Annotated in this window: 21 protein-coding genes; 11 read left to right on the forward strand and 10 right to left on the reverse strand. The window is 65.6% G+C overall.

The window, feature by feature from the left end; translation table 11 throughout:
- Positions 1-97: 97 nt before the first annotated feature.
- Positions 98-1594 carry an RNA polymerase factor sigma-54 gene (gene rpoN, locus OTER_RS13435; RefSeq protein ID WP_012375466.1) on the reverse strand — a complete coding sequence of 499 codons (1497 nt, stop codon included), beginning with the start codon at positions 1592-1594 and terminating at the stop codon, positions 98-100.
- Positions 1591-2619, reverse strand: a complete 1029-nt coding sequence (locus OTER_RS13440) for a serine/threonine protein kinase (protein WP_012375467.1) — start codon at positions 2617-2619, stop codon at positions 1591-1593. Before OTER_RS13440 ends, rpoN begins: the two co-directional genes overlap by 4 nt.
- A 125-nt stretch (positions 2620-2744) precedes the next feature.
- Here OTER_RS13440 and erpA point away from each other — a divergent pair, with 125 nt between their 5' ends.
- Entirely contained in the window at positions 2745-3062 is a 318-nt protein-coding gene (gene erpA / locus OTER_RS13445) for an iron-sulfur cluster insertion protein ErpA (RefSeq protein ID WP_012375468.1), read from the forward strand.
- Between the two features lie 166 nt (positions 3063-3228).
- On the opposite strand, the gene ubiE is transcribed toward erpA, so the two are convergent.
- Entirely contained in the window at positions 3229-3927 is a 699-nt protein-coding gene (gene ubiE / locus OTER_RS13450) for a bifunctional demethylmenaquinone methyltransferase/2-methoxy-6-polyprenyl-1,4-benzoquinol methylase UbiE (protein ID WP_012375469.1), read from the reverse strand.
- Between the two features lie 132 nt (positions 3928-4059).
- Between ubiE and OTER_RS13455 the strand changes: the two genes are divergently transcribed.
- The 3 genes from OTER_RS13455 (at position 4060) to OTER_RS13465 (ending at position 6623) form a co-directional block, all read left to right on the forward strand.
- Positions 4060-4368, forward strand: a complete 309-nt coding sequence (locus OTER_RS13455) for an HU family DNA-binding protein (RefSeq protein WP_012375470.1) — start codon at positions 4060-4062, stop codon at positions 4366-4368.
- A 102-nt stretch (positions 4369-4470) separates the two neighbouring features.
- A complete protein-coding gene (gene hisS / locus OTER_RS13460; protein WP_012375471.1) occupies positions 4471-5784 on the forward strand; it encodes a histidine--tRNA ligase in 1314 nt (437 codons plus the stop codon).
- Positions 5785-5792: 8 nt separating this feature from the next.
- Positions 5793-6623 (forward strand): alpha/beta hydrolase, encoded by an 831-nt coding sequence (locus OTER_RS13465; protein ID WP_012375472.1) that lies wholly within the window; start codon positions 5793-5795, stop codon positions 6621-6623.
- Between the two features lie 91 nt (positions 6624-6714).
- On the opposite strand, the gene OTER_RS13470 is transcribed toward OTER_RS13465, so the two are convergent.
- On the reverse strand, positions 6715-7122 hold the full coding sequence (locus OTER_RS13470) for a cytidine deaminase (RefSeq protein WP_012375473.1): 408 nt from the start codon (positions 7120-7122) through the stop codon (positions 6715-6717).
- 69 nt (positions 7123-7191) lie between these two features.
- Positions 7192-8382, reverse strand: a complete 1191-nt coding sequence (locus OTER_RS13475) for a glycine C-acetyltransferase (protein WP_012375474.1) — start codon at positions 8380-8382, stop codon at positions 7192-7194.
- A 131-nt stretch (positions 8383-8513) separates the two neighbouring features.
- On the opposite strand from OTER_RS13475, the gene OTER_RS24205 reads away from it, so the two are divergent.
- Both OTER_RS24205 and OTER_RS24210 read left to right on the forward strand, forming a co-directional pair.
- Entirely contained in the window at positions 8514-9143 is a 630-nt protein-coding gene (locus tag OTER_RS24205) for a SatD family protein (protein WP_012375475.1), read from the forward strand.
- Positions 9140-9883 (forward strand): hypothetical protein, encoded by a 744-nt coding sequence (locus OTER_RS24210; RefSeq protein WP_012375476.1) that lies wholly within the window; start codon positions 9140-9142, stop codon positions 9881-9883. The genes OTER_RS24205 and OTER_RS24210 overlap by 4 nt, the downstream gene beginning before the upstream one ends.
- A 25-nt stretch (positions 9884-9908) precedes the next feature.
- Here the strand turns inward: OTER_RS24210 and tdh are convergent, their stop codons facing one another.
- Genes tdh through OTER_RS13500 form a run of 3 tightly spaced genes read right to left on the reverse strand, consistent with a single transcriptional unit; the run spans position 9909 to position 13987 of the window.
- Positions 9909-10949 carry an L-threonine 3-dehydrogenase gene (gene tdh / locus OTER_RS13490; protein WP_012375477.1) on the reverse strand — a complete coding sequence of 347 codons (1041 nt, stop codon included), beginning with the start codon at positions 10947-10949 and terminating at the stop codon, positions 9909-9911.
- Between the two features lie 45 nt (positions 10950-10994).
- Positions 10995-11480, reverse strand: coding sequence for a methylated-DNA--[protein]-cysteine S-methyltransferase (locus tag OTER_RS13495; RefSeq protein WP_012375478.1), 486 nt, complete (start codon positions 11478-11480; stop codon positions 10995-10997).
- Between the two features lie 5 nt (positions 11481-11485).
- A complete protein-coding gene (locus OTER_RS13500) occupies positions 11486-13987 on the reverse strand; it encodes a ribonuclease R family protein (RefSeq protein ID WP_012375479.1) in 2502 nt (833 codons plus the stop codon).
- 76 nt (positions 13988-14063) lie between these two features.
- Between OTER_RS13500 and glgA the strand changes: the two genes are divergently transcribed.
- The 5 genes from glgA (at position 14064) to OTER_RS13525 (ending at position 20001) form a co-directional block, all read left to right on the forward strand.
- Entirely contained in the window at positions 14064-15506 is a 1443-nt protein-coding gene (gene glgA, locus OTER_RS13505; RefSeq protein WP_012375480.1) for a glycogen synthase GlgA, read from the forward strand.
- Between the two features lie 45 nt (positions 15507-15551).
- Positions 15552-17057, forward strand: a complete 1506-nt coding sequence (locus OTER_RS13510) for a cryptochrome/photolyase family protein (protein WP_012375481.1) — start codon at positions 15552-15554, stop codon at positions 17055-17057.
- Positions 17058-17069: 12 nt separating this feature from the next.
- Positions 17070-18020: a TIGR01777 family oxidoreductase gene (locus OTER_RS13515; RefSeq protein ID WP_012375482.1), complete on the forward strand. Its 951-nt coding sequence runs from the start codon at positions 17070-17072 to the stop codon at positions 18018-18020.
- 108 nt (positions 18021-18128) lie between these two features.
- Complete coding sequence (gene ndk / locus OTER_RS13520; protein WP_012375483.1) at positions 18129-18545, forward strand: nucleoside-diphosphate kinase; 417 nt, start codon at positions 18129-18131, stop codon at positions 18543-18545.
- A 181-nt stretch (positions 18546-18726) separates the two neighbouring features.
- Positions 18727-20001 carry a GDSL-type esterase/lipase family protein gene (locus OTER_RS13525; protein ID WP_012375484.1) on the forward strand — a complete coding sequence of 425 codons (1275 nt, stop codon included), beginning with the start codon at positions 18727-18729 and terminating at the stop codon, positions 19999-20001.
- Between the two features lie 101 nt (positions 20002-20102).
- On the opposite strand, the gene OTER_RS13530 is transcribed toward OTER_RS13525, so the two are convergent.
- Both OTER_RS13530 and OTER_RS13535 read right to left on the reverse strand, forming a co-directional pair.
- A complete protein-coding gene (locus OTER_RS13530) occupies positions 20103-22049 on the reverse strand; it encodes a YjhG/YagF family D-xylonate dehydratase (RefSeq protein WP_012375485.1) in 1947 nt (648 codons plus the stop codon).
- A gap of 197 nt (positions 22050-22246) precedes the next feature.
- Positions 22247-23848, reverse strand: coding sequence for an aldehyde dehydrogenase (NADP(+)) (locus OTER_RS13535; RefSeq protein WP_012375486.1), 1602 nt, complete (start codon positions 23846-23848; stop codon positions 22247-22249).
- Positions 23849-23850 lie beyond the last annotated feature (2 nt).

A 23850-nucleotide genomic window follows, 5' to 3' on the forward strand; every position in this document is an offset into this window, starting at 1 on the left:
CACGACCGCGACGCACGCCGGTCCAGACTAAGGATGGAGGCCAATGGAGCAGTCCGCACTCGACCGGAACGGCCGAGGGCGGCCGCGCTCCCACCGGCTACTTGTAGTCGCGGCGCAGATTACTCGGGAGGATGCCAAGCTCCTCGCGATATTTCGCGACGGTGCGCCGTGCGAGCGTGATGCCCTTTTCCTGAAGCTTCGCCACGATCTCCTGATCGCTCAAGGGGGCGGACTTGTCCTCGAGCGCGATCAGGTCGGCCAGCATCTCCTTCACGCTGGTGTTCGAAACCGAGTCGCCGCTCTCCGCTTGATAGCCGGTGGTGAAGAAATACTTGAATTCGAAGACGCCGTGCGGGGTCTTCATGTATTTGTTCGCGATCGCACGGCTGACCGTCGTCTCGTGCACGCCGACGACGTCCGCGATCTGCGTCATCGTCAGCGGCCGCAGCTGCGACACGCCGTGTTCGAAGAACGGGAGCTGCGCGTTGATGATCTCGCGGGTGATCCGCTCGATCGTGCGCTGCCGTTGCTCGATCGAATCGATCAGGAACTTGCCCGAGCGCATCCGTTCGCGGAGATAATCGCGTTCCTCTTTCGAGAGCGTGCCCTTGGCGATCAGCTCACGGTAGGTGCTGGAGAGCCGGAGCCGCGGAATGTAGTCGCTGTTGAGATGGATTTTCCACTCGTCGCCTTCCTTCTCGACGACCACATCGGGCACGACGACGCGGTTGCTGTCCTCGGCGAAACGGCGGCCCGGCGCGGGATCGAGCTTGCCGATTTCCTCGATGGCCGCCTGCACGTCGTCGGCGGCGACGCCGAGCTTGCGGGAGAGCTCGGGAATGCGCCGCCGCGAAAGCAGCTCGAAGTGATCGCGCAGCATGCGCGCGGCGAGCGTGTCCCCGCGACCCTTGGCGTGGAGCTGCGCGAGCAGGCAGTCGGCGAGCGTCTGGCTGCCGATGCCGGGCGGATCGAAGCTCTGCAGCAGCTTCAGCGCTTCGGTCACGGTTGCGTAGGGCAGATTGGCTTGCAGCGCGATGTCCGAGGGCGACTGCGCCAGATAGCCGCGATCGTCGAGATTACCGATCAGCTGGTGCAAGGCTTCGTGCACTGGCGGCGCGAGATCGTTGAGCACGACCTGCTGCATCAAGTGCTCCTGCAGCGAAGTCTCGCTGACGAGCGAATCGAAGAAGTGCTGTCGCTTCTCGGCGTCCTCGGCGGTGAACGGCTGAGCGCCGCCGACATTCGCGAAATGGTCGCGCCAGTCTTCGTCGATCTTGCCGAGGATCTCGAACTGCTTGGTGAAATCGAGCTCGTCGCGCGTGGGGCTGTCGTCCCCGGGCGGGGCGACGTCCTCGTGTTCGCCGGGCGTGCTGGTGTCATTCGGCGCATCCGTCTCGGCCGGTTTCTCAACGCTCTCGCCCTCCATCGGCAGTTCCTCGAGGGTCGGGTTCGCCTGCAACTCCTCCTGAATGACCGAGCGCAGATCCAGCGCGGCGACCTGAAGGATCTTCAAGGACTGACGCAGCTGTGGCGCCAGAACGAGCGATTGGGTCTGGCGCTGGCGAAGGTCGTGGCTGAAGGAGGGCCCGCTCATGAGAGAGAAACGCGAGGAGGAGCGGGAACAGGTTCGACGGACGCGGGTGCGACCGCGGCGGCGCTCGCCCCCACGGGTGCGGGCAGCGGATCGATCACGCCGAACAGGTCTTTCAGGTAGGTTCCCAGTTTCTCATTCGTTGGGCCGTAGCGATCACTGTAAAGGTAAAGCTCGAGATCGTTCAGCATTTCGAAGGCCGTCTGATAGCGCTTGTCGCGGTCGCGCTGCAGGGCCTTCTGAATGATCGCTTCGAGCCGTCCATCGATTTCCGGTCGCAGCGTGGAGAAACGCGGGATCGACATCGTCAAAATATTGCGGCGCGACTGCAGCCGCTCGGGCGCGCGGAAGATGTTCCGGCCGAGCAGCACCTCGGTCAGCAGGATGCCCAGCGCGAACAGATCGGCGCGGGAATCCGTCACCGCGTAGTTCGCCTGTTCCGGCGAGAGATACTCGTCCTTGCCCGCGATGACCTTGCCTTCCTCGTTGTACATCAGGTCCAAGGCCTTCGCGATGCCGAAGTCGGTGAGCTTCACGTCGCCTTCGTAGGCCATCATGATGTTCTTCGGGCCGATGTCCCGGTGAACGATATTGAGGTGCCGGCTCTCGCGGTCGCACTTCTGGTGCGCGTAGGCGAGGCCCCGCGCGATGCGCGAAATGATAAAAGCGCCGATGTCGATCGGGACCATTCGTCCGACGGTGCGGTGCCGGTCGATGAACTGCTCGAGATTCACGCCGCGCACATACTCCATCACCATGAAATACTGTCCGCCGACCTGACCGAGATGGTAGGTCTGCACGATGTTGGTGTGGATCAAATCGGCCACCAGCCGCGCCTCGCCGATGAAGTTGCGCTGAAACTCCTCGATCGCGGAATACTCTTCGCGAATCAACTTCACGGCGACGACCTTGCGGAAGCGGCCGGCGCCGAGCTGTTCCGCTTCGTAGACCACGCCCATGCCGCCGTCGGCGATCTTGCGCACCATCTCGTAATGGATCTCGTTGAAAATGTGCTTAAGCGCGCTCACGGCGACACGAGCAGACAACGCGCCGTGCCGACTGGCAAGTGCTCAATCCGTCCGCGGCCCGGAAATTGCTGCAGCGACACCCGCACCATTTGACAGCGGGGAGGTCGATCCTAGGTTCCGCGCCGATGATCACCCTCTCCACGCGAGCGGCCGAGCGTGTGCGCTCGATGCAGGCGGAACTCAACGCGCCGTCGAAAAAGCTGCGCGTGTTTGTGGAATCCGGCGGTTGCTCGGGCCTGCAATACGGAATGTCGTTCGACGAGCCGAAGCCCGATGATGCGGTCGTCGAGAGCGAAGGCGTGCCGATCCTGCTGGACCCGGCGAGCGCGACCTACCTGAGCGGCTCGACGATTGATTTCGACGACGGGCTGCACGGCAAGGGCTTCGAGATCAAAAACCCGAACGCGGGCAGCACCTGCGGCTGCGGCAAATCGTTTAGCTGAATCGGAAGCATTGCACGGGGAGTGGTTCGGGTGGCACGGGCATCTTACCCGTGAGGATGGGAGGGCGCCGCGCCCTTTGCGGGAGTCGCGAATAAACCCTCAAGTCGAACTCACGGGCGGGACGCCCGTGCCACGCGGAGCGTAGCCCGGCCACTCACGAACGCGGCTATTTCGTCGCTTCGTGCAATGCGACGATCCCGAACGTCATCCCGCGCGCCGTCACCTGGCGAAACCCGGCGGCGAGGATCTCGTTCGCCAGTGCTTCGCGGCCGGGAAACTGCTCGATCGTGTTGTTCAGATACTCGTAAGCCGCGCGATCACCCGTCACCCAGCCGGCCAGCCGCGGGAGTACGCGCCGGAGGTAGAAGAGATAAAGCGGACGAAACCACCGGCTGGCCTGCGAGAACTCGAGCACGAACAGCTTTCCACCCGGCCGCAGCACGCGGTGCATTTCGGTTAGCGAACGATGCCGGTCGGCCATGTTGCGCAGCCCGAACGCGATGGTAACCGCGTCATAAACGGCGTCGGGCAGGGGCAGCGCGAGCCCGTCGCCTTGGCGAAACGTCACGTTTTCGTAGCGACCACCCGCGGCCGCTTTCTTCTTTTGCGCTTCGTCCAACATCGGCTGGCAGAAGTCCATACCGGTCACCTGCGCGGCGGTCTCAAACCGACGGCTCAAGGCAAACGCCACATCGCCGCTGCCGGTGGCCAAGTCCAAGATATCTCGTGGCTTGCTACGCGCCACGGCTTGTACGAGCCGCTTGCGCCAGGAGATATCCGCACCGCCGCTGAGCAGCCGGTTCGCGACGTCGTAGCGACGCGCGATGCGGGCGAACATGGAGTTGACGGCGGCGGGATCAGGCATGGGGCAGTCTAAACGCAATTGCTCGGGGATCACCCTAAACTCCCGGAAAATGCTTCATAGGGGTTGACGCAATTGCAGTTGTGAAAATCATTTAGGGCGTAAGAGACGGCTCAGATTAACCAAGGAAATTCTATGTCCACTAACCTCACAAAACGGGAGATCGTGCTGGAAATCTATAAGAAGACGGGCTTTCCGCAGAAGCAGGTAGTCGAGTCCGTTCAACTCACACTCGACATCATTCAGAAAGCGTTGGCTGAAGGCCGCAATGTCGAATTGCGCAACTTCGGCGTGCTGGAGGTCCAAGTGCGCAAGGCGCGCATCGGCCGCAACCCGAACAAGCCGGAGGCCGAAGTGGTGATCCCGCAACGGGCCGTCGTGAAATTCAAATCGGGCAAGATCCTGAAGCAGCAACTGAAGAAGCTGGACCTGAGCAAACTCTAGCCGCTGCGCGTCAGCGCAGCCTCTGGGCCGTCGAAGCTGCCTCGGCCGCGGCGCGAAAATAACATCGCGCTGCGGCGGGCAGCTTCGCCATTTTCGGCGGCAATGGCTACGTTTCAGTCACTGCCCGGTTTCCGGGAGTTTTATCCCGATGCGCTGGCGCGTCGGAACCATATTTTTCGGTTGTGGCGTCAGACCGCGGTCGCATTTGGCTTCGCCGAGTATGACGCGCCCGTGCTGGAGCCGCTGGAGCTCTACAAGACCAAATCAGGCGACGAGATCGAGGCGCAGCTCTTCAGCTTTACGGACAAAGGCGGGCGCGAGGTGGCTCTCCGACCCGAGATGACGCCGACGGTCTGCCGGATGGTCGGGGCTAAGGCCAATGCGCTGAAGCGGCCGATCAAATGGTTCAGCATCGCGGAATACTACCGCTACGAGCGGGCGCAAAAGGGACGCGAGCGGGCGTTTTTTCAGTTCAATGCGGATCTGTTCGCGGAGCCGGGCCCCGAGGCTGAGATCGAGCTTATCGCGCTGCTCACTCAGTGCCTGAAAGCGTTTGGGCTCACCGAACAAGACTTCTACATCCGGCTGAGCGACCGGAATCTGTGGTTCTTCTATCTAGAGGCTCTCGGGCTGGATGAGCCGCGGATTCGCGCGGTGCTCTCGGCGGTCGACAAGTTCGAGAAAGTCGGCGACGACGCCTTCAAGCCGTATGCGGAGCAATTCGGGCCACTCGATCTTGCGCTCAAGCAGCGGGTGCTGGAGTTTTTGCAGATCAAGACGCTGGCCTCACTCGAGCAGACGCTGGCGCCGCTCGGCGGGGAGAAGCTCGCGGCGCGGCTCGGCGATTGGCGGAAACTGCTCGACGGACTCGCGGCCATGGGACTGTCGCCGTTCATCGAGGTGGATCTCGGCGTGGTGCGGGGGTTGGCGTATTACACGGGCTTCGTCTTCGAAGCGTTTGATCGCAAAGGCGAACTGCGGGCGATCGCGGGCGGTGGTCGTTACAACGATCTCGTCAAAAAGCTCGGCGGTCCCGATCTGCCGGCGGTGGGGTTTGCGATCGGCGATGTCACGCTCGGACTGCTGCTCGACGCGCGCGGGCTGATGCCGGCATTCGTACAGGCCAGCGATGTTTATTGCGTGATCGGCGGCGCAGCGGAGCGGCAAGCGGCGTTTGCGGATGTCAACGCCCTGCGCGCCGCGGGTTTCAAGGTGGACTATCCGCTGAAGGACGTGCCGTTCGGGAAACAGTTCAAACTCGCCGCGGATTCGGGCGCGAAGCTGGCGCTGATCTACGGACCGGACGAGCTGGCCAAGAACGTCGTGAAACTCCGCGACCTGACGACGCGCACGGAAACGGACGTGCCGCGCGAGCAGGTGCAGGCGATGGTGCGCGACTTCTTTTCGACGGACTGAGGTCTGGCGTGAAAGCACCACGCCGCCGCGGGCTGGGATTGCGCAGCGCACTGGCGCTGGTCGTGATCTATGGCGCCGTGACGCTTTGGGCGCGTTCCCTTTCGGATTCGATGCTGTTTCTGCCGGACTACGGCTCACGGGTTGAGCCGGCGGGTGCCGTGCGAATCGACGTGGGGGAGGGCATCGCGGTGTCGGCCGTGTATCTGCCGAACCCGGCGGCCCGGTTCACGGTGTGGTATTTTCACGGCAATGCCGAGGCGTTGGGCGATCTGACACCGCGATTGGAAAAACTGCGGGAGCTGGGCTTCGCGGTTTTCGCGGTGGAGTATCCCGGCTACGGTGCGAGCGGCGGTGTGCCGACCGAACGTTCGATTTACGCCGCAAATCGAGCCGCGCTCGCCTATCTGCGCGAGCGGGTCCACGTTCCCCCGGAGAAGGTGATTCTCTATGGTCGGTCCGTGGGCGGGGGACCGGCGACCGAAATTGCCGCAAAGGAAAATGTGGGCGGACTGGTACTCGAGAGCGCGTTCGTGAGCGCGTATCGGGTGATGACGCGCTGGCCGCTGCTGCCAGGAGACAAGTTCAGAAACCTTGCCAAGCTGCGCGACGTGCGTTGCCCGGTGCTGGTGATACACGGTCGTGCGGACCGGGTGATTCCGTGCTGGCACGGCGAGGCGCTCTATGCGGCGGCACGCGGTACGAAGCAGCATCTCTGGATCGATACGGCCGGGCACAACGACCTGCTGGAATGGGCGGGCGATCGCTACGGAAAGGCGCTGCAGGAATTCACTGGCCTAGTGGCCGCGCCGAGCGGACACGGAACGACCGCAATCCAATAGGGCCGGCGTTGGCGCCGGCCGCGGAGATCATCGGAGCTCGTTCACGGCTGCCGGTGAACGGCAGCCCTACGCGGATTGGTTCGCGCGAGGTTCAGCCGAGATTGCCGGGGCCAAACGCGTGCGGCAGCAGTTGGTCGAGTGTGGTCTCGATCCGATCGGAGCCGTCGCAGACGCTGATCACCAGCGCGGTGGGGCCAAATTCATTGATGACCTGCCGGCACGCGCCGCAGGGCGACGTGGCCGTGGGCGTGGGCGTGTAGACCGCCACCGCTTTGATCGCGCGCTCGCCGGCGGCCGCCGCCGAGAAGATCGCGGTGCGCTCGGCGCAGTTGCACAACCCATAGGAGGCGTTCTCGACGTTGCAGCCGGTGAACACGTGGCCGGAGGAGGTGAGCACCGCCGCGCCGACGGGGAACTTGGAGTAGGGCGAATAAGAAGCCTCGGCGGCCCGGCGGGCGGCTTTCTCCAGACGACGGCGCACAGCGGGCGTGATTTTCATCCAGCCAGCGTAGCAGCTCCGAGCACGGAGCGAAGCGAAGAATGCGGGGCCGGGGGCGCGGCGCGTCGGCTACAGTCCGAGCTCGTGCTTGGTCGCGGCGAACGCGTCGATGGCAAATTCCAGATCCTCGCGCGTGTGCGCGGCGCTGACCTGGGTCCGAATCCGCGCGGCGCCCTGCGGCACCACCGGATAAAAGAACCCGACCACGTAGACGCCGCGCTCGAGCATTCGCGCGGCAAACTGCTGCGCCCGTTTCGCATCGCCGAGCATGACGGGCACGATCGGATGCGTGCCGGGCTTGATCGCGAGCCCGGCCTGCGTGAGTCCGGCGCGGAAGAACGCCGTGTTGGCCTCGAGCCGATCGCGCAGCTCCGTCGAGCGCGCCAGCAGATCGAGCGCCGCGATCGATGCGGCGACGATTGCGGGGGCGAGGCTGTTCGAGAACAGGTAGGGCCGCGAGCGCTGCCGCAGCAGGTCGATGGCTTCCTTGCGGCCGCTGACATAGCCGCCGCTCGCGCCACCGAGCGCCTTGCCGAGTGTGCCCGTGAGCAAATCGACGCGCTCCACCACGCCACAAAGTTCAGGCGTGCCGCGACCGGTCCGGCCCATGAAGCCCACGGCGTGACTGTCGTCGACCAAGACGAGCGCGTGATGCTGGTCGGCTAGCGCGCAAATCTCCCGCAGGTTCGCGATGATGCCATCCATCGAGAACACGCCATCGGTGGCAATGAGCTTGAACCGTGCGCCGGCGGCGTTGGCCTCGCGGAGTTTTGCCGCGAGATCGCTCATGTCGTTATTGCGGTACCGGTAGCGCTGCGCTTTGCACAGCCGAATGCCGTCGATGATGGAGGCGTGATTGAGCTCGTCGCTGATGACCGCGTCCTCGGCGCCGAGCAGGGTTTCGAACACACCGCCGTTGGCATCGAAGCAGGACGAATAGAGGATGGTTTCCTCGGTGCCCAGAAAGTGGCTGAGCCGTTGTTCGAGTTCACGGTGGATCTGCTGCGTGCCGCAGATGAAGCGCACCGAGGAGAGCCCATAGCCCCAGCGATCGAGCGCCGCGTGCGCCGCGGCGATGATTTGCGGATGGTTCGCCAGGCCGAGATAGTTGTTGGCGCAGAAGTTGAGCACCGCGCGGCCCTCCGCGGTCGCGACCCGGGCCTGTTGCGCGGTCGCGAGCACGCGCTCCTGTTTGTAGAGCCCGGCGGCTTCGATATCCGCGAGCGTCTGCCGCAGATGGGTGAGGAAGTCGGTAACCATGCCCCGACGTTGCGCGGCCAACCGGGGAAGGCAAAAGGATCCGCCGTTAACCAAAACGGTTAAAAGTAGAGAAAGTTAACCGATACGGTTTATTACTTGAAATGTGAACCAAATCGGTTAACCAAGGAACCATGCAGGTGATGGCGATCATCGGCGACGTTGTCGCCTCCAAGACGATGGCGAGCCGGGCCGTTTTCCAGCGCAAGCTGGCCAAGGTGCTGACCGGCGCCGGGCGGGACGCGAGTGGACTCGCGTCGCCGTACACCATCACGCTGGGCGATGAGTTTCAGGCGGTGTATCGCGCGGCGGACACGTTGTTCGCTGAGGTGTTTACGATCATGGCGGAGATCCACCCGGTGCGCGCCCGGTTCGCCATCGGTGTCGGGGAACTGGCGACCCGGCTGAATCCCGAGCAGGCGCTGGGCATGGACGGTCCGGTGTTTCACCAGGCACGGGCGGCGCTGACCGAGCTGAAGGTGGACGAACGACTGCTGCGGATCGCCGGCGCCGAGCCGGAAGCGTGGCGACTGGCCAATGGCGTGCTGAACCTGCTCTCGCATGCGGTCGAAGGTTGGAGCCGCAACCGGCTGCTCGTGATGGCCGGATTGCTGCGGGGCCGGACGGTGCGGGAAATCGAGGAGGGGATGAAGATCTCGCGCGTGGCGGTCTATAAAAACATCCGGACCGCCGCGCTGGATGACGTGAAGGACGTTTGCGAGGAGCTCGGCGTGGCGCTGAATCGAACCCTGCGGGAGCGATGACCAACGAATTTGTAGTCTGCGCGACGCTGGTGCTGCTGCTGCGCTTGCGGCTGCTGCTCGGCGACGCGAGCGTCCGGCCGCCAAGTTGGGCGGCGAAATGCGCGATCGAACTGGCGGCGCTCGGACTATTTGCCCCGAGTCGGATGTTGTGGGCGCTGGCGGCTACGAGCGTCGGAATCAATGCGCTTTCAGCGTGGGCGGATCGGCGCGCAGCCGACCGCAACGGCAGCCGGCTGCTGCTCGGGATCGTGCACGTGCTGCTGCTGAGCGTGTGGCTGTCGTCGGCGGCCGGGGTGCGATTCCGGCCGGAGTTGCACGGGCTCGCCGACTGGCTTGAGTCGTGGAGCGCGCTGGGTGGCGAGGCGCGACGACTCGTGGGCCCGGCGGGCATGAAGATGGCTTTCGGCATGTTGCTCGCGGCCAACGAGGCGAACCTGCTCGTCCGCTGGCTGCTTGGCCGGCTGCAGATCAAGCCGGGCGCGCCGTCGCTGCTCGGGCCCACGATCGACGCCAGCGAGTTCAATCGCGGCCGCGTGATCGGACTGCTCGAACGCGTGCTGATCTACGCCTTCGTCCTGACGGGGCAGTTCGGCGCGATCGGCTTCACGCTCGCGGCGAAAGGTTTTACCCGGTTCAAGGAACTCGAGAACCGCGGCTTCGCGGAATATGTGCTGATCGGCACGCTGCTGTCCTCCAGCGTGGCCATGGCGATCGGCGCGTGGATCAAGAGCGTGCTGTGAACCCGAGGCCCGCGACGAACCAACGTCAGGCGTTTTCCCAATCGAGCACGATCTTGCCGCTCTTGCCCGAGCGCATCAGCTCGAATCCCTGCTGAAACTCGGTGAAGGGAAATCGGTGCGTGATGACCGGCGAGATATCGAGTCCACTCTGGATCAGCGCCGTCATCTTATACCACGTCTCATACATTTCGCGGCCGTAGACCCCGCGGATCGTGAGCATGTTGAAGACGACCTTGTTCCAGTCGACCGGGGCTTTCTCGGGCATGATGCCGAGCAGCGCGATGCGGCCGCCGTGAAACATGTTGTCGATCATGTCCGCGAGCGCGCGCGGATTGCCGGACATCTCGAGGCCAACGTCGAAGCCCTCCTTCATGCCGAGCTCGCGCTGCACCTCAGGCAGCTGCTCCTGAGAAACATCGACCACGCGCGTCGCGCCCATGCGACGCGCCAGCGCCAGCCGGTTCGGATTCACATCGGTGACGACGACCTGGCGTGCACCGGATTGTTTCGCGACGGCAGTGGCCATGCAGCCGATGGGACCGGCGCCGGTGATGAGGACGTCCTCGCCCACGAGATCATACTGCAGCGCCGTATGCACGGCGTTGCCGAGCGGATCGAAGCACGAGAGCACGTCCAGCGGGATCGAGGGATCCACGTGCACAGCGTTGCTCGCCGGGATGCAGAGATATTCGGCGAACGCGCCGTCGCGATTCACGCCGACGCCCTTGGTGTCCTTACAGAGGTGCCGGCGACCGGCGAGGCAGTTGCGGCAGACGCCACACACGATGTGGCCTTCGCCGTCGACTAGATCGCCGCGTTGGAAGCCGTGCACGTTGCTGCCGACCTCCTCGATGCTGCCGACGAATTCGTGCCCGATGACCATTGGCGGGCGGATGGTTTTCTCGGCCCACGCGTCCCAATTGTAGATGTGCACATCGGTCCCGCAGATGGAGGTCTTCTTGATCTTGATCAGGACCTCGTTGATGCCGGGTTGGGGGACGGGCACTTCGGTCAACTGCAGCCCGGGGCCGGACTGCAGCTTCGCGATCGCGCGCATTTTTCTCATGCGCCGAGGCTAGCGACGCGCGCACCGCTGTCGAGCGAGGCGATGCTATTCCGCGAGGAGCTGGGCGCCCTCGAGCGCGAGCAGCCGCAGCTTCTGCTTGACGCCGCCGGGACCGGAAAACCCAGTCATCCGTCCGTCGGCGCCCACGATCCGATGGCAGGGAATGAGCAAGGGCCAGCGATTCACGCCGAGTGCGGCACCGACCGCACGGCTGGTGGCCGGCGGATAGCCGAGTCGCGCGGCGATTTCGCCATAGCTGCAGGTCTGTCCGGGTTTCACCTGCAGCGTCGCCTGCAACACGTCGGCGTTGAAGGCCGGCACGAGATGAAAGTCGAAAGGCAGCCGCGAGAAATCCTGGAGGTCGCCGGAGAGATGCCGCTGCACGCGCGCGATGATCGCCGCGATCTCCGGGGGCGGCGCTACGTCGGCGGCCGCAGGTTGTGCCTCCGGCAGCTCAAACCCCGTCAACACCTGGTCGCTCCACGCGATCGCGCAGCATCCGAACTCGGTGGTGAAGGTGGTGCGGCCCATGGCGACTACAACTTCGGACGGAAATCGATCAGCCGTTTGTAGCGGTCGACCTTTTCCACGACAACCTCGATCCGGTCGTTGACGGCGAAGCGGCGCTTGTGCCGGCGGCCGGTGAACATCGTGCCCGCGTTGTTCAGCACGTAGTGGTCGTCGCTGAGCGTATGCGTTGGCACGAAACCGAAGGTCATCGATTCGACGAGCTCCACGAAGAAACCGTTCTGGCGCACGTCGGTGACGACGGCGGCGAATGGCGTCTTCTTTTTCTTCGCAAGCTCGCGTTCGAAGAATTCCAGCAGCTTTACCTTCACGCTTTCCCGCTCGGCCTCGGCGCTGTTGATTTCGGTGAGGCTGAGGTGTTCGCCAAGGCTCTCCACGTGGCCGAGATTGTAGCTGGTGTGGCCGTGCGCCGGCCGGCCGCCTTGGTGTTTCACCAGGTAGAAATCGAATACGCGGTGCACGACGAGATCGGCGTAGCGGCGGATCGGCGAGGTGAAGTGGGTGTAGTCCTTTTTGTTCAGGCCGAAGTGTCCATCCGCCGTCGCGCGATAGGCGGCCTTGCGCAGGCTGCGCAGCAGCTGCGTGCGCAGCGTGTAACCTTGCGGATGGGTGCTCAGGGTTCGGATCAGTTTCACCAGTTCCTCGCGGCGGGTGAGGTCACCGGTGTGAATGTCGAACGTGGCGAGCAGTTGCCGGTACTCGTCGAGCTTGTCCGGATCGGGCTCGTCGTGCACGCGATAGAGCGAGGGCAACGAATGCGTCCGCGTGAGCCGTGCGAGGGCCTCGTTGGCCGCGAGCATGAACTCCTCGATCAGCTGATGGCTCTCGTCGTGCTCGATCTTCTCGAGTCGGTCGGCGTAGCCCTGTTCGTCGACGAAGATCTTCGTCTCCGGCATGTCGAGATCGAGACTGCCGTGCGCCATCCGGTCGTGCCGGAGCCGGCTGGCGATTTTCCAAAGGGCGCGGACCCATGATTGCAGATCGACGAGCTCTGCGTCGCTCAGCGCGCTGAGCGCGCGGCCGGTGGAGCCGGTCTGGTGTTTGGGCGGCAGCGGCAGCGCGCGGATCCGATCGAGATCGTGCTCGAACATCAGCGCGTAGGCCTGCTTGTAGGTGAGGCGTTTTCGGCTGCGGATGGCCGTATTGGCGAACGTCGTCTCTTTCAACCGGCCATTTTTCGCGAACGTGAGGAAGACGGCCTTGCAGAGCCGGTCCTGACCTTCGACGAGCGAGCAGAGCCCGTTGGAGAGTTTCTCGGGCAGCATCGGGATCACCGTGCCGACGAGATAAGTCGAGTTGCCGCGCCGCTGTGCCTCGCGATCCAGCGCGGTGCCGGGACGCACGTAGGTGGACACGTCGGCAATGTGGATACCCACGCGCACGTCGCCGCCGTGGAGCGGCTCATACGACAGCGCGTCGTCGAAATCCTTCGCGTCATCCGGATCGATCGTGAACACCGGTTGCTCCCGGTAGTCGAGCCGGCCGGCGAGCTCGCGCGGGTGCACGCGATCGGGCAGGGTGGCGGCCTCGCGTTCGACGTCGGCGGGGAACGTCGTCACGAGATTGTATTTTTGGAAAATCGCCAGCAGCTCGGCCTGTGGTTCGTGCGTGCGCCCGAGCCGGGATTCGATCTCGCCCGTGAGCGGATCGTGCCGGCGATTCCAAGCGTGGAGTTTCACCACCACCTTGTCGCCGGGTTGCGGGGCGGGCTTCACGCCCGAGCGCGCGGGGTCGCTTACCGCGACTTCGTAGACGAAGCGCGGATCGTCAGGCACCACGAGGTAGTCGCGACCGCGCCGGCGCAGATCGCCGACGACGGTGTCGCGGCCGCGTTCGAGCACGCGCTCGACGCCGCCGATTTTCTCGCCCGGCCGACGGCCGCGACGACCGGCGAACACGCGCACGACGACGCGATCGCCCGGGAGCGCGACGTCGGTGTCCTCGGCGAAGACCTGGATCGGCGGCTGGCTCGGGTCAGCGGGACGACCGCCGGTGGCCTCCAGCACGACGAAAGCGGAGCCGCCGGCGCGAAATTGGATCCGGCCGATGTATTCGTCCGGCCCGAGAGGCAGCCTGGTTGCCACCGGCGCTTTCGTTTTCCCGCGCGGTGCTGGCGACGGCTTTGCGGGCGCACGCGTGGCGGCGGGAGTCAGTTTGCGGGCGGTCGGCGTGAAGATGCGACGCGCGGACAGCTCTTCTCCGATTTCCTCGGGAACAACCGTGGCCTCGGACCGCGGCGGCGTGGCGAAGCGATTCTGTTTGGCGGAGGCGTGTCGGCCCGGTCGTTCCGCACCGCGCTGGCCGGCGTCGCGTCCGCGTCCGTCGGCGGGCCCGAATCGCTCCTGGCCCAGGCGCTTGGCGCGGCCCTGCGAAAGCAGCACGTGCAGTTCGTGCGCGAGTTCGGCGCGGCGCTTCTTGTGCAGACCGAGCCGGCGGCGCAGCTCGGGCTCGGTGGCGGGGGAGTAAGTAGGCTCGCTGAGCAATGCCAGCAGTCGTTCACGAAGAGTCATGGGAAAAGCGGACGCCCAGCGCGCAGGCCGAGCTTTGGTATTTGCGTGACGAAACAGCCGCGCTTAGCTGTGCGCGATGAAAATCGTCCATGTCGCGAGTGAATTGTTCCCTTACGTGAAGACCGGGGGACTGGCAGATGCGGTGGCATCGCTCGCGGGCATGCTGGCGGATAGCGGACACGAGGTGGCGGTTTTTTTGCCCGGATACCGCGCGGCGCTCGAGCATCGCGATGCCGCGGCGGCGGAGCGTCGCTACCGGCTGAAAGTGGAGATGGGCCAGCAGTATTTGTCGGGCGACGTGCGGGTGTTTTCGCCACGGCCAAATCTCTCGATCTTTCTGATCTGCCGCGAGGAGTTCTTCGATCGGCGCGCGCCGTATGGCAATGGTGAGCGGGACTACGAGGACAACTCGGATCGATTCATCTTCTTCTGCAAGGGTGTGGTCGAGACGCTGCGACTGGCGGACATGCAGGCGGACGTAGTCCACGCGCACGACTGGCAGGCCGCGCTGCTGCCGCTGCTGTTGCGCGAAGCCGAGCGCCGGCAGGGCGGAATGCTGGCGATGAAAACGATCTTCACGATCCACAACATCGCGTTTCAGGGCATCTTTCCGCGGGCGGTGTTTGCGCGCACGAACCTGCCGGACGAGCTCAACAGCGTCGACGGCCTCGAGTATTACGAGCAGATCAACTTCATGAAGGCGGGCATCCTGTTCGCGGATCGCGTAACGACGGTGAGCCCGCGCTACGCCGAGGAAATCCAGACGCCGGAGTTCGGCTGCGGGTTGGACGGCGTGGTGCAGACGCGGGAGAGCGACTTGGTGGGACTGCTGAACGGCGTGGATACGAAGGTGTGGAATCCCGCGACGGATCCGCTGCTGCCGGCGCGCTACTCGCGGGCGGACTTGGCGGGCAAGCGCGTGTGTCGCGCCGAGCTGTTGAAGCGATTCGGGTTTGCGCCGGATTTCGACGGGCCCGTGTTCGGCATGGTGTGCCGGCTCGCGGAGCAGAAAGGCGTGGACCTGGTGCTCGCGAACCAGGGCTTCTTCCTTTCCCAGAGCTGCCGGCTAATCGTGCTCGGCGCCGGTGAACTGCGCTACGAGACGGCGATGAAAGCGCTCGCGGCCCGCGCGCCGAACAAGATCGCGCTGAGCGCCAAGCTCGACGAGGCGATGAGCCACTTGATCGAGGCGGGCAGCGACTTCTTCCTCATGCCGTCGCTGTTCGAACCGTGCGGCTTGAACCAGATGTATTCGCAGATCTACGGCACGCTGCCAATCGTCAGCCGGGTGGGCGGACTCGTCGACACGGTGATCGATGCGGACCAGCAGCCGGAGAAGGGCACGGGACTGATGTGCGAGCCGACCAGTGCGTCGCTCCTCGATGTGCTCGCGCGGGCGATGACGCTCTTTGACGACAAGCCGCGCTATGGCACGGTCCAGCAACGCGCGATGGCGCGGGAGTTCGGCTGGAACGTGGCGGCTGCCGGTTATGAACGGCTGTATCGCGACACGCTCTGAGCGGGCCGCCAACAGGGCAATCGCGTCCGAAGCTCACGCGAAGTCATGACTCCGACGCTGCTGTGGTTCCGGCAGGACCTGCGGTTGCAGGATAATCCTGCGCTGCACGCGGCGCTCGCGCGCGGCGGTCCGGTGATCCCGGTGTACGTGTGGGAGGAGTCGTGCGAATCACCCGCGGCCGAGGGGGCGCGGGCTAACGATGGATGGGCGGCTCAGCCGGGCGCGGCATCGCGTTGGTGGCTGCATCATTCGCTCGAGGCGCTCGACGCGGCTGTGCGCGAGCGAGGCGGGCGACTGATTTTGCGGCGCGGTGATCCGCTCGCCGAATTGCAGGAAATCGTGCGGGCGACCGGCGCGAAGGGGGTTTACTGGAATCGCCGCTACGAGCCGGCGGCGCGCGCGCGCGATGCGCGCGTGCAAACGGAACTCGCGGCCGCGGGGCTCGACGTGAAGACCTTCAACTCGGCGCTGCTGAACGAGCCGGAGACGATTCTGAACAAACAGGGCGGGCCGTTTCAGGTGTTCAGCGCTTACTGGCGTCATTGTCTCACGTTGCCGGTGGCGGCGCCGAGAAAGCTTCCGGCCGGCCCGATCCCAGCACCGGAGCGCTGGCCGCGGTCGCTGGACGTGGCGGCGCTCGAACTGCGGCCGCGCGTGGCGTGGGATCGCGGGCTGGCGCAGGCGTGGACGCCAGGCGAGGCGAGCGCCGCGAAGCGGATGACGCGGTTCGTGGCCGGCGCGATTGATCGCTACGACGAGGAACGTGATTTTCCCGGCTGCGACGGCACGTCGATGCTCTCGGCGGCGCTGCATTGGGGCGAAATTTCGCCGCGACAGCTCTGGGCGGCGGTGCGGGGGCGATCGCGGGAATCCGGCGTGTTCCCGCCGAGCAACGGCGCGCGGATCTTTTTGGCGGAACTCGGCTGGCGCGAGTTTGCCTACCACCTGCTGTGGCATTTTCCGCACACGATCGAGCAACCGCTGCGCCGCGCCTTCGCGCGCTTCTCCTGGGCAGAGGATCCGGAGGGCAGACGGCTGCGCGCCTGGCAACGCGGGCAGACGGGATATCCAATCGTCGATGCCGGAATGCGACAGTTGTGGCAAACAGGGTGGATGCACAATCGCGTGCGGATGATCGTGGCGTCGTTTTTGGTGAAGCACCTGCGACTCTCATGGCCGCACGGGGCCACGTGGTTTTGGGACACGCTCGTCGACGCCGACCTCGCCAACAATACGCTCGGCTGGCAATGGAGCGCCGGATGCGGCGCGGACGCCGCGCCCTATTTTCGAATCTTCGCGCCGGTGCTGCAGGGGCGGAAATTTGATTCGGACGGAGTCTACGTCCGTCGGTGGGTGCCCGAGCTTGCGCGGCTGCCGGACCGGTTTTTGCACGCGCCGTGGACTGCGACGGCGCAAACGCTTGCCGCGGCGGGAGTGCGGTTGGGAGAAAATTATCCGCGCCCCGTCGTCGATCATGCGGCAGCACGGGCGGAGGCGCTCGCGGCGTTTCGCCAGTTGCGCGAACCGCCGGTGCGAACGACGCTGCGCTAAGGAGCACGCACGATGAGCGACCAAGCCAAGGTTTTTCCGACTGCGGAACGAGCGCGGCCGCGCCGCGTCGTGATCGCGGGCGCGTCGGGCCTGATCGGCACCGCGCTGACGGCACGGTTGCGGAGCAGCGGCGGCGAGGTGCGGCAGCTGGTGCGCGGCACGGCGAGAGCGCCAGCTGAGTGGAGCTGGGATCCGGCGAACGGCAAAATCGATGTCGCCGCGCTGGTGGGCACGGAGGCGGTCGTGAATCTCGCCGGCGCGAACATCGGCGCCGGCCGATGGACGGCCGCGCGAAAAACCCTCCTCCGCCAGAGTCGGATCGACGCCACGCGTACGTTGGTGGAGGCGATCGCGCGCATGACGGAAAAACCTGCGGTGCTCCTCAACGCGTCCGCCGTCGGGTACTATGGCGATCGCGGCGCGGAGGTGTTGGACGAGACGAGCGCGAGTGGGCGCGGATTTCTAGCTGAGGTGTGTGAAGCGTGGGAAACCGAGGCGCGACGAGCGGAGCCGCTGGGCGTGCGCGTGGTGCTGGCGCGATTCGCGATGGTGCTCGCGCCGAGTGGCGGCGCGCTGGCGAAGCTACGGCCGCTGTTTCAGCTCGGGCTCGGCGGGAGGCTGGGCCGCGGGGAGCAATGGATGAGCTGGGTCACGCTTGGCGACGCGGTTCGTGCGGTCGAGCATGCGCTGGCGGACCCGCAGATGAACGGGCCGATGAACGTCGCGGCGCCAGTGCCGGTGACCAACGCCGAGTTTACGCGGGCGTTGGCAGCGGCGCTGCACCGACCGGCGGTGTTCCCCGTGCCGAGACCCGTGTTGCGCGTGGCGCTTGGCGAGATGGCCGACGCGATGCTGCTCGCTAGCACGCGAGCGATGCCCGGCCGGCTGCGCGCGAGTGGGTTCGGCTTCGAACAACCGCAGCTGGACGGCGCGCTCGCGCAAGTGTTGGAGCGCAGTCATTAGGACAAGCCCGACGGCGGCGTCGCCGAAATCACGGATTGTGCTATCGGGTGGTTTGCACACACTCCAAGCTTCCCCCACTGGGACGCCGTCCTAGTTTGGCGGATTCTTATGCAGAAAACGCTCGTTATCTTTAAGCCGGATTGCATGGAGAAGCGACTGGTGGGCACCGTCCTCAGCCGTTTCGAGGCGGCCGGATTTGATGTGATCGGATGCAAGATGATGCGGCTCACCCCGCAGCTGCTGCGGGAGCACTATGCCCACGTCGCCGACCGGCCATTCTATCCGAATCTCGAAAGCTTCATGAGCTCGCGGCCCGTGATCGTGATGGCGCTGCAGGGCGACAATATCGTGCAACGCGTCCGCGACTTATTGGGGCCGACGGATTCGAAGAAGGCCCCGAAAGGCACGATCCGCGGTGATTTTGGCACCGACGTGTCGGTCAACATCGTGCACGCTTCGGATAGTGACGAGGCCGGCCGGATCGAGATCGCGCGGTTCTTCAAACCGGACGAAGTCTTCGCCTAAGCGGCGCCCGCTCGCGGCACTCCGGCGCTCCTGAGTTGAAGGAGCGCTGTTCATCCATATCCCGGGCGTGACCGAGTCACGTCCGAGGAGACCAGGGGTGGCTGCGCGGTTCGCGCGCTGCAGGACGGGGTTTGGTTTTGACGCAGGCGCGGGGAGAGGCGCAACGTGCTCGCGCTTTCCCATGAAACTCCTCCGTTCACCACTCCTTCTCACCGCACTTGTCGCGGTATCCAGTTTGCTCGCATCCAGCCCGGCGGCGACGCCGTCGGCGGACCGGTTCCAGATTCCGGCGACCGATGAAGGACTGCCGGGCGCGGGCCCGATCCGGCGCGCCGATTGGTTTCAGCGCGTGTGGACGGAACGGCGGAGCAGCTGGGCGAACGACACGCAGAAGGATCAGGGCGCGATCGTGTTTCTTGGCGACTCGATTACGCAGGGCTGGGCGAGCACAGGTAGCAGTTTTCCCGGACTGAAGGTGGCCAATCGCGGAATCAGCGGCGACACCACGCGTGGCGTGCTGATCCGGCTGCAGGAGGACGTGATCGCGCTGAATCCGCGCGGCGTCGTGCTGTTGATCGGCACGAACGACCTCGAGGAATGGGCGGCGCCCGAGATCATTGCGGGCAACATGAAGCTGATCCTCGCGGCCTTCCGGCAGCACAATCCGGCCATGCCCGTCGTGCTCTGCCAGGTGATGCCGTCGTCGCTCACGATGCGGCGTCCAGCGCACATGATCCGTCGGGTGAACGAGCTCTACATGGGCCTGGCGAAAGATGAGCCGCAGGTCACCGTGCTCGACACGTATGCGCTGTTCGCGAATGCGCAGGGCGACGCGCCAGCGGACATCTTCCCGGATCTGCTGCATCCGAACATCACCGGCTACGGCAAGTGGGCCGCCGCGCTGCGGCCCATCCTCGAGACGGTGGGGCTAGCGCCGGCGTGGCCGGACGACTTTACGCCGGAGCCAGGATTCGAGGCCGTGTTCAACGGCCGCGATCTCGGCGGCTGGCGCTATGACGGTGACGCGTCGCTCGAAGGCAAGGCCGCCACAAGCGACGGCCGGTTCCGCGCGGTGAACGGCCGGCTGGTGGTGACGGTCGCGCGGACCGTGCGCGACTACAAAAAGATCTGGACCACGCGGACGTTCCCGAAGGATTTCGAACTGCGGCTCGAGTTCCGCTCCAGTCCGAACGCGGACAGCGGCATCTACATTCGCGAACCGCAGCTGCAGTGCCGCGACTACTACCTCGCGGGGCCGTTCACGTCGCTGAGGAGTTACCGCCCGCTCGATTGGAACGAAGTTGTCGTGACGGTGAAGGGCGGGCTCGCTCACGCGACGATTAACGGTGAGGTGCTGCTGGACGCGTTTCCGGTGCCGGCCGACGGCCCGATCGGGTTCGAGAGCGACCGCGGGCAAATGGAATATCGGCGCGTACGGGTGAAAGAGCTGAAGTAGAAGTCCGGTAGATGGCGTAGCGGCAGGCCTCTGTGCCTGCCGGCTAGAACAAAAAGAACGGCAGGCAGAGACGCCTGCCGTTACGAGGGACCGCCGAAAGGCTAGTGGCTGGTCTGGGCCCGCTCCGCCGCCTTGCCTAGCTCGAGCAAGTGGACGATCCGGTCGGTGTCGTAGACGCAGCCGGACCAGCTGCCGCCGCTCGCGTCCTGCAGCGCGGACCACAGCCGCGTGTCGACGGGCACGCGCTCATCGCGGCGGAGGTTCGGATGTGGCGGCCGCGCGGCGAACGCGGGGGCGTCGGAGGCGACCACGTCGACCGAGCCCTCGAGTTGGCGCGTGTCGATGTGCAGCCGGATCCGATCGCCATCGCGCACTCTCCCAATCGGTCCGTCGGCCCACGCCTCCGGGCTGATGTGGCCGACACAGGCGCCGGTGGACACGCCGGAAAAACGGCCGTCGGTAATCAGCGCGATGCGTGACGCGTCCTTGGCGTATTTGAGCGCGGCGGTGATCTGGTACGTTTCGGGCATGCCGCAGCCAGGCCCGATGCCGATGAGGACCATCACGTCGCCGGCTTTGACGCTGCCGCTCTTGATCGCGGCGATCGCCGAATTTTCGCTCGTGAAGACGCGCGCAGGGCCCTCGTGACGGTACACGCCGTCGGGCCCGATCATTTCCGGCGCGATCGCGGTGCTTTTCACGAGCGCGCCTTCGGGTGCCAGGTTGCCGCGCAGGAACGTAACGGTGCTCGTCAACCCGCGCTCCTTCGCCCGTGCCGGCGGCAGGATCACATCGTCGGGATCGATGCCGTCGAGTTCGCGGAGTTTCTCCCGCAGCCGTGCGCGACGCTCGGATTTTTCCCACCACGCGAGATTCTCGCCCAGCGTGCGGCCGGAGACCGTGCGTGCATCGAGTCGGAGCAGACCGAGCGCGCGGAGGTGCAGCATCACCTCGGGCACGCCGCCGGCGAGGAACACCTGCACCGTGGCGAAATGGCGCGGGCCGTTCGGTAGCGAGTCGACCAGCCGCGGCACTGCGCGGTTGACTCGTGCCCAGTCGTCCACGGTCGGGCGCGGTAATCCCGCGGCGTGCGCGATCGCGGGGACGTGTAGGACGAGATTGGTTGAGCCGCCGATCGCGGCGTGAATCACCATCGCGTTATGAATCGAATCTTCCGTCAGCACGTCACGGGTGGTGGCGCCTGCCTGATCGAGCTGCAGCAGCGCCAACGCGGAGCGGCGGGCGAGATCGCGCCAGATTTCGGCGCCGGAGGGACTCAGCGCGGCGTGCGGCAACGTGAGCCCGAGCGCCTCGGCGACACACTGGGTCGAAGCGGCCGTGCCCATGAACTGGCAGCCGCCGCCCGGAGAACCGCAGGCGCGGCAGCCCATCTCGGCGGCGTAATCGAGGGTGATCTCGTCGCGCGCGAACCGCGTGGCGAGCGTCTGCACCTTGGCGGTGTCTTCGGCTTCCTCGGCAAGGAGCGTGACGCCGCCGGGGACGAGGATCGTGGGAAGGTTCGCCGTGCCGGCGAGCGCCATGAGCATCGCGGGCAAGCCCTTGTCGCACGTGGCGACGCCGAGCACGCCGCGGCGCGTCGGCAGCGAGCGGATCAGTCGGCGCAGGACGATCGCGGCATCGTTGCGGTAGGGCAGACTGTCGAGCATGCCGGCGGTGCCGTTGGTCCGGCCATCGCACGGATCGCTGACGTAGCCGGCGAACGGGATTGCTCCCTGCGCGGAAAAGGTGCGCGCGGCTTCCTCCATCAACAGCCCGACTTCCCAATGCCCGGTGTGGTAACCGAGCGCGACGGGCGCGCCGTCGGCGGCGCGTACGCCGCCTTGCGTGCTCAGAATCAGGAATTGCTTTCCGAGCAGCCGGGCGGGATCCCAGCCCATGCCGGCGTTTTGCGTCCAGCCGAACAGCTCGCCGCTCGACATTGCGCGCAGTCGGTCGGGGTCAACCGGCAATCGGCCCGTCGGTCCAGGCGCGGTGGTGCGCAGCGTGTAAATGGCGTCGTTTGGGGAATCGAGCAGCGGATCAGGCATGAGAGCGGAGGGAGGTGGGCGCGGAGGAATCGCCGCAAAAAGGCGCAGAAGGGGCAAGCGCCGAGAAAGCCGAGAGGCAGGGCGAACCGTCCGGTGAGCCGCGGCTCTGCCTTCGCGAAGGCCATGGCGGCAGGTTGGCGAGGACGCCTCGCTCTACCGAAGATAGCGTGAATTTCGCAGGGGGATACGGAGAGCAGCTAGACCCGCTGCACGGCGTCGCGAGTATGTTTGCCGTCGACAAGCCGAAGCAGGCCGAGCGGGTTCGCGTCCTGCAGCGCGAGTGGCAGCAGCGCGTCCGGGAAGCCCTGGTAGCAAACCGGCCGCGCGAACCGATAAATCGCCGCAGTGCCCACGGACGTAAAACGGACATCGGTGGTGGCGGGATACGGACCGCCGTGGTTCATCGCGGGCGAAACCTCGACGCCGGTGGGAAAGCTGTTGATGAGCAGCCGGCCGGCTTTTTGTTCGAGCGTCGCGAGCAGAGGACGCGCGTGCTCGAGATCGGCGGGCGTGCCGTGGACTGTCGCCGTGAGCTGACCTTCGAGTGAGGCTGCGCACGCTTTCAACTCGTCCTCGGTTTCGGCGATCACGATCAGGGTGAAGGGCCCGAACGCCTCGGTGGCGAGCTCGGGGTGTTCGAGAAACCGGCGGCCGCGGGAGACGGCAAAGCTCGGCTGCGATTCCGTGTGCGATGGATCGGCCGTTTTGCTCGATTCGATGAGTGGCAGCACGCCGACGACCGACGTGACCTTGGTGCGGTTCTTGAGAAACGCTTCGCGGATGCCGCTGGTGAGCATCACTCCGCACGGCGCTTCACGGACGAGTTCGCCGAACTTTTCGATGAAGGCATCGGTTTCCGGGCTGCGCAGCGCGAAGACGAGTCCGGGCTTGGTGCAGAATTGACCGACGCCGAGCGTGAACGAGCTGAGCAGCCCCTGCGCGATTTCCGTGCCGCGCTCGTGCACGGCGCGCGGCAGCAGGAACACGGGATTCAGGCTGCTCATCTCGGCGAACACCGGAATCGGATGCGGCCGCGCCGCCGCGGCATCGAAGAGCGCGCGTCCCGCCGTGCGCGAGCCGGTGAAGCCCACCGCCGCGGTCGCGGGATGTTTCACCATCGCGACGCCGGCCGTGGCGCCTTCGCCGTGGATCATCGAGAACACGCCGGGCGGCAGCCCACAGGCGACGGCGGCCTGCGTGATCGCGCCGCCGACGAGCTCGGCGGTGCCCGCGTGCGCGCGGTGCGCTTTCACGACGACGGTGCAGCCAGCCGCGAAGGCAGATGCCGTGTCACCACCGGCCACGGAGAACGCGAGTGGGAAGTTGCTCGAGCCGAAAACGACCACGGGGCCCAGCGGCGTAAGCATTCGCCGGAGATCCGGGCGGGGCAGCGGCTGACGCTGCGGCAGCGCCGGATCGATGCGCGCGTCGACCCAGGAGCCTTCGCGCACGAGGTTGGCGAACAATCGCAGCTGGCCGCAGGTGCGTGCGCGTTCGCCGGTGATCCGCGCGAGCGGCAGGCCGGTTTCCTGATGCGCGCGCTGCAGCAATTCGTCGCCGACCGCCTCGATCGCGGTGGCGATCGCGTCGAGGAAGGCGGCGCGCTCGGCGGGCGGGCGCGTCGAGTAGTCGGCGAACGCGGCGGCGGATTCGTGCAGCGCGCGATCGACCTCGGCGGCCGAGGCCGAGTGAAAATCGGGCGTGAGTCGGTGGCCCGTGGCGGGATTGACGGTCCAGAAGATCGGGCCGCCGGCTTGGCCGGGCTGCCCGGCGATGAGGCTTTTTCCGTGGAGAATCATGG

Origin of the sequence: Opitutus terrae PB90-1 (genome assembly GCF_000019965.1) — a bacterium.
Taxonomy (GTDB): domain Bacteria; phylum Verrucomicrobiota; class Verrucomicrobiia; order Opitutales; family Opitutaceae; genus Opitutus; species Opitutus terrae.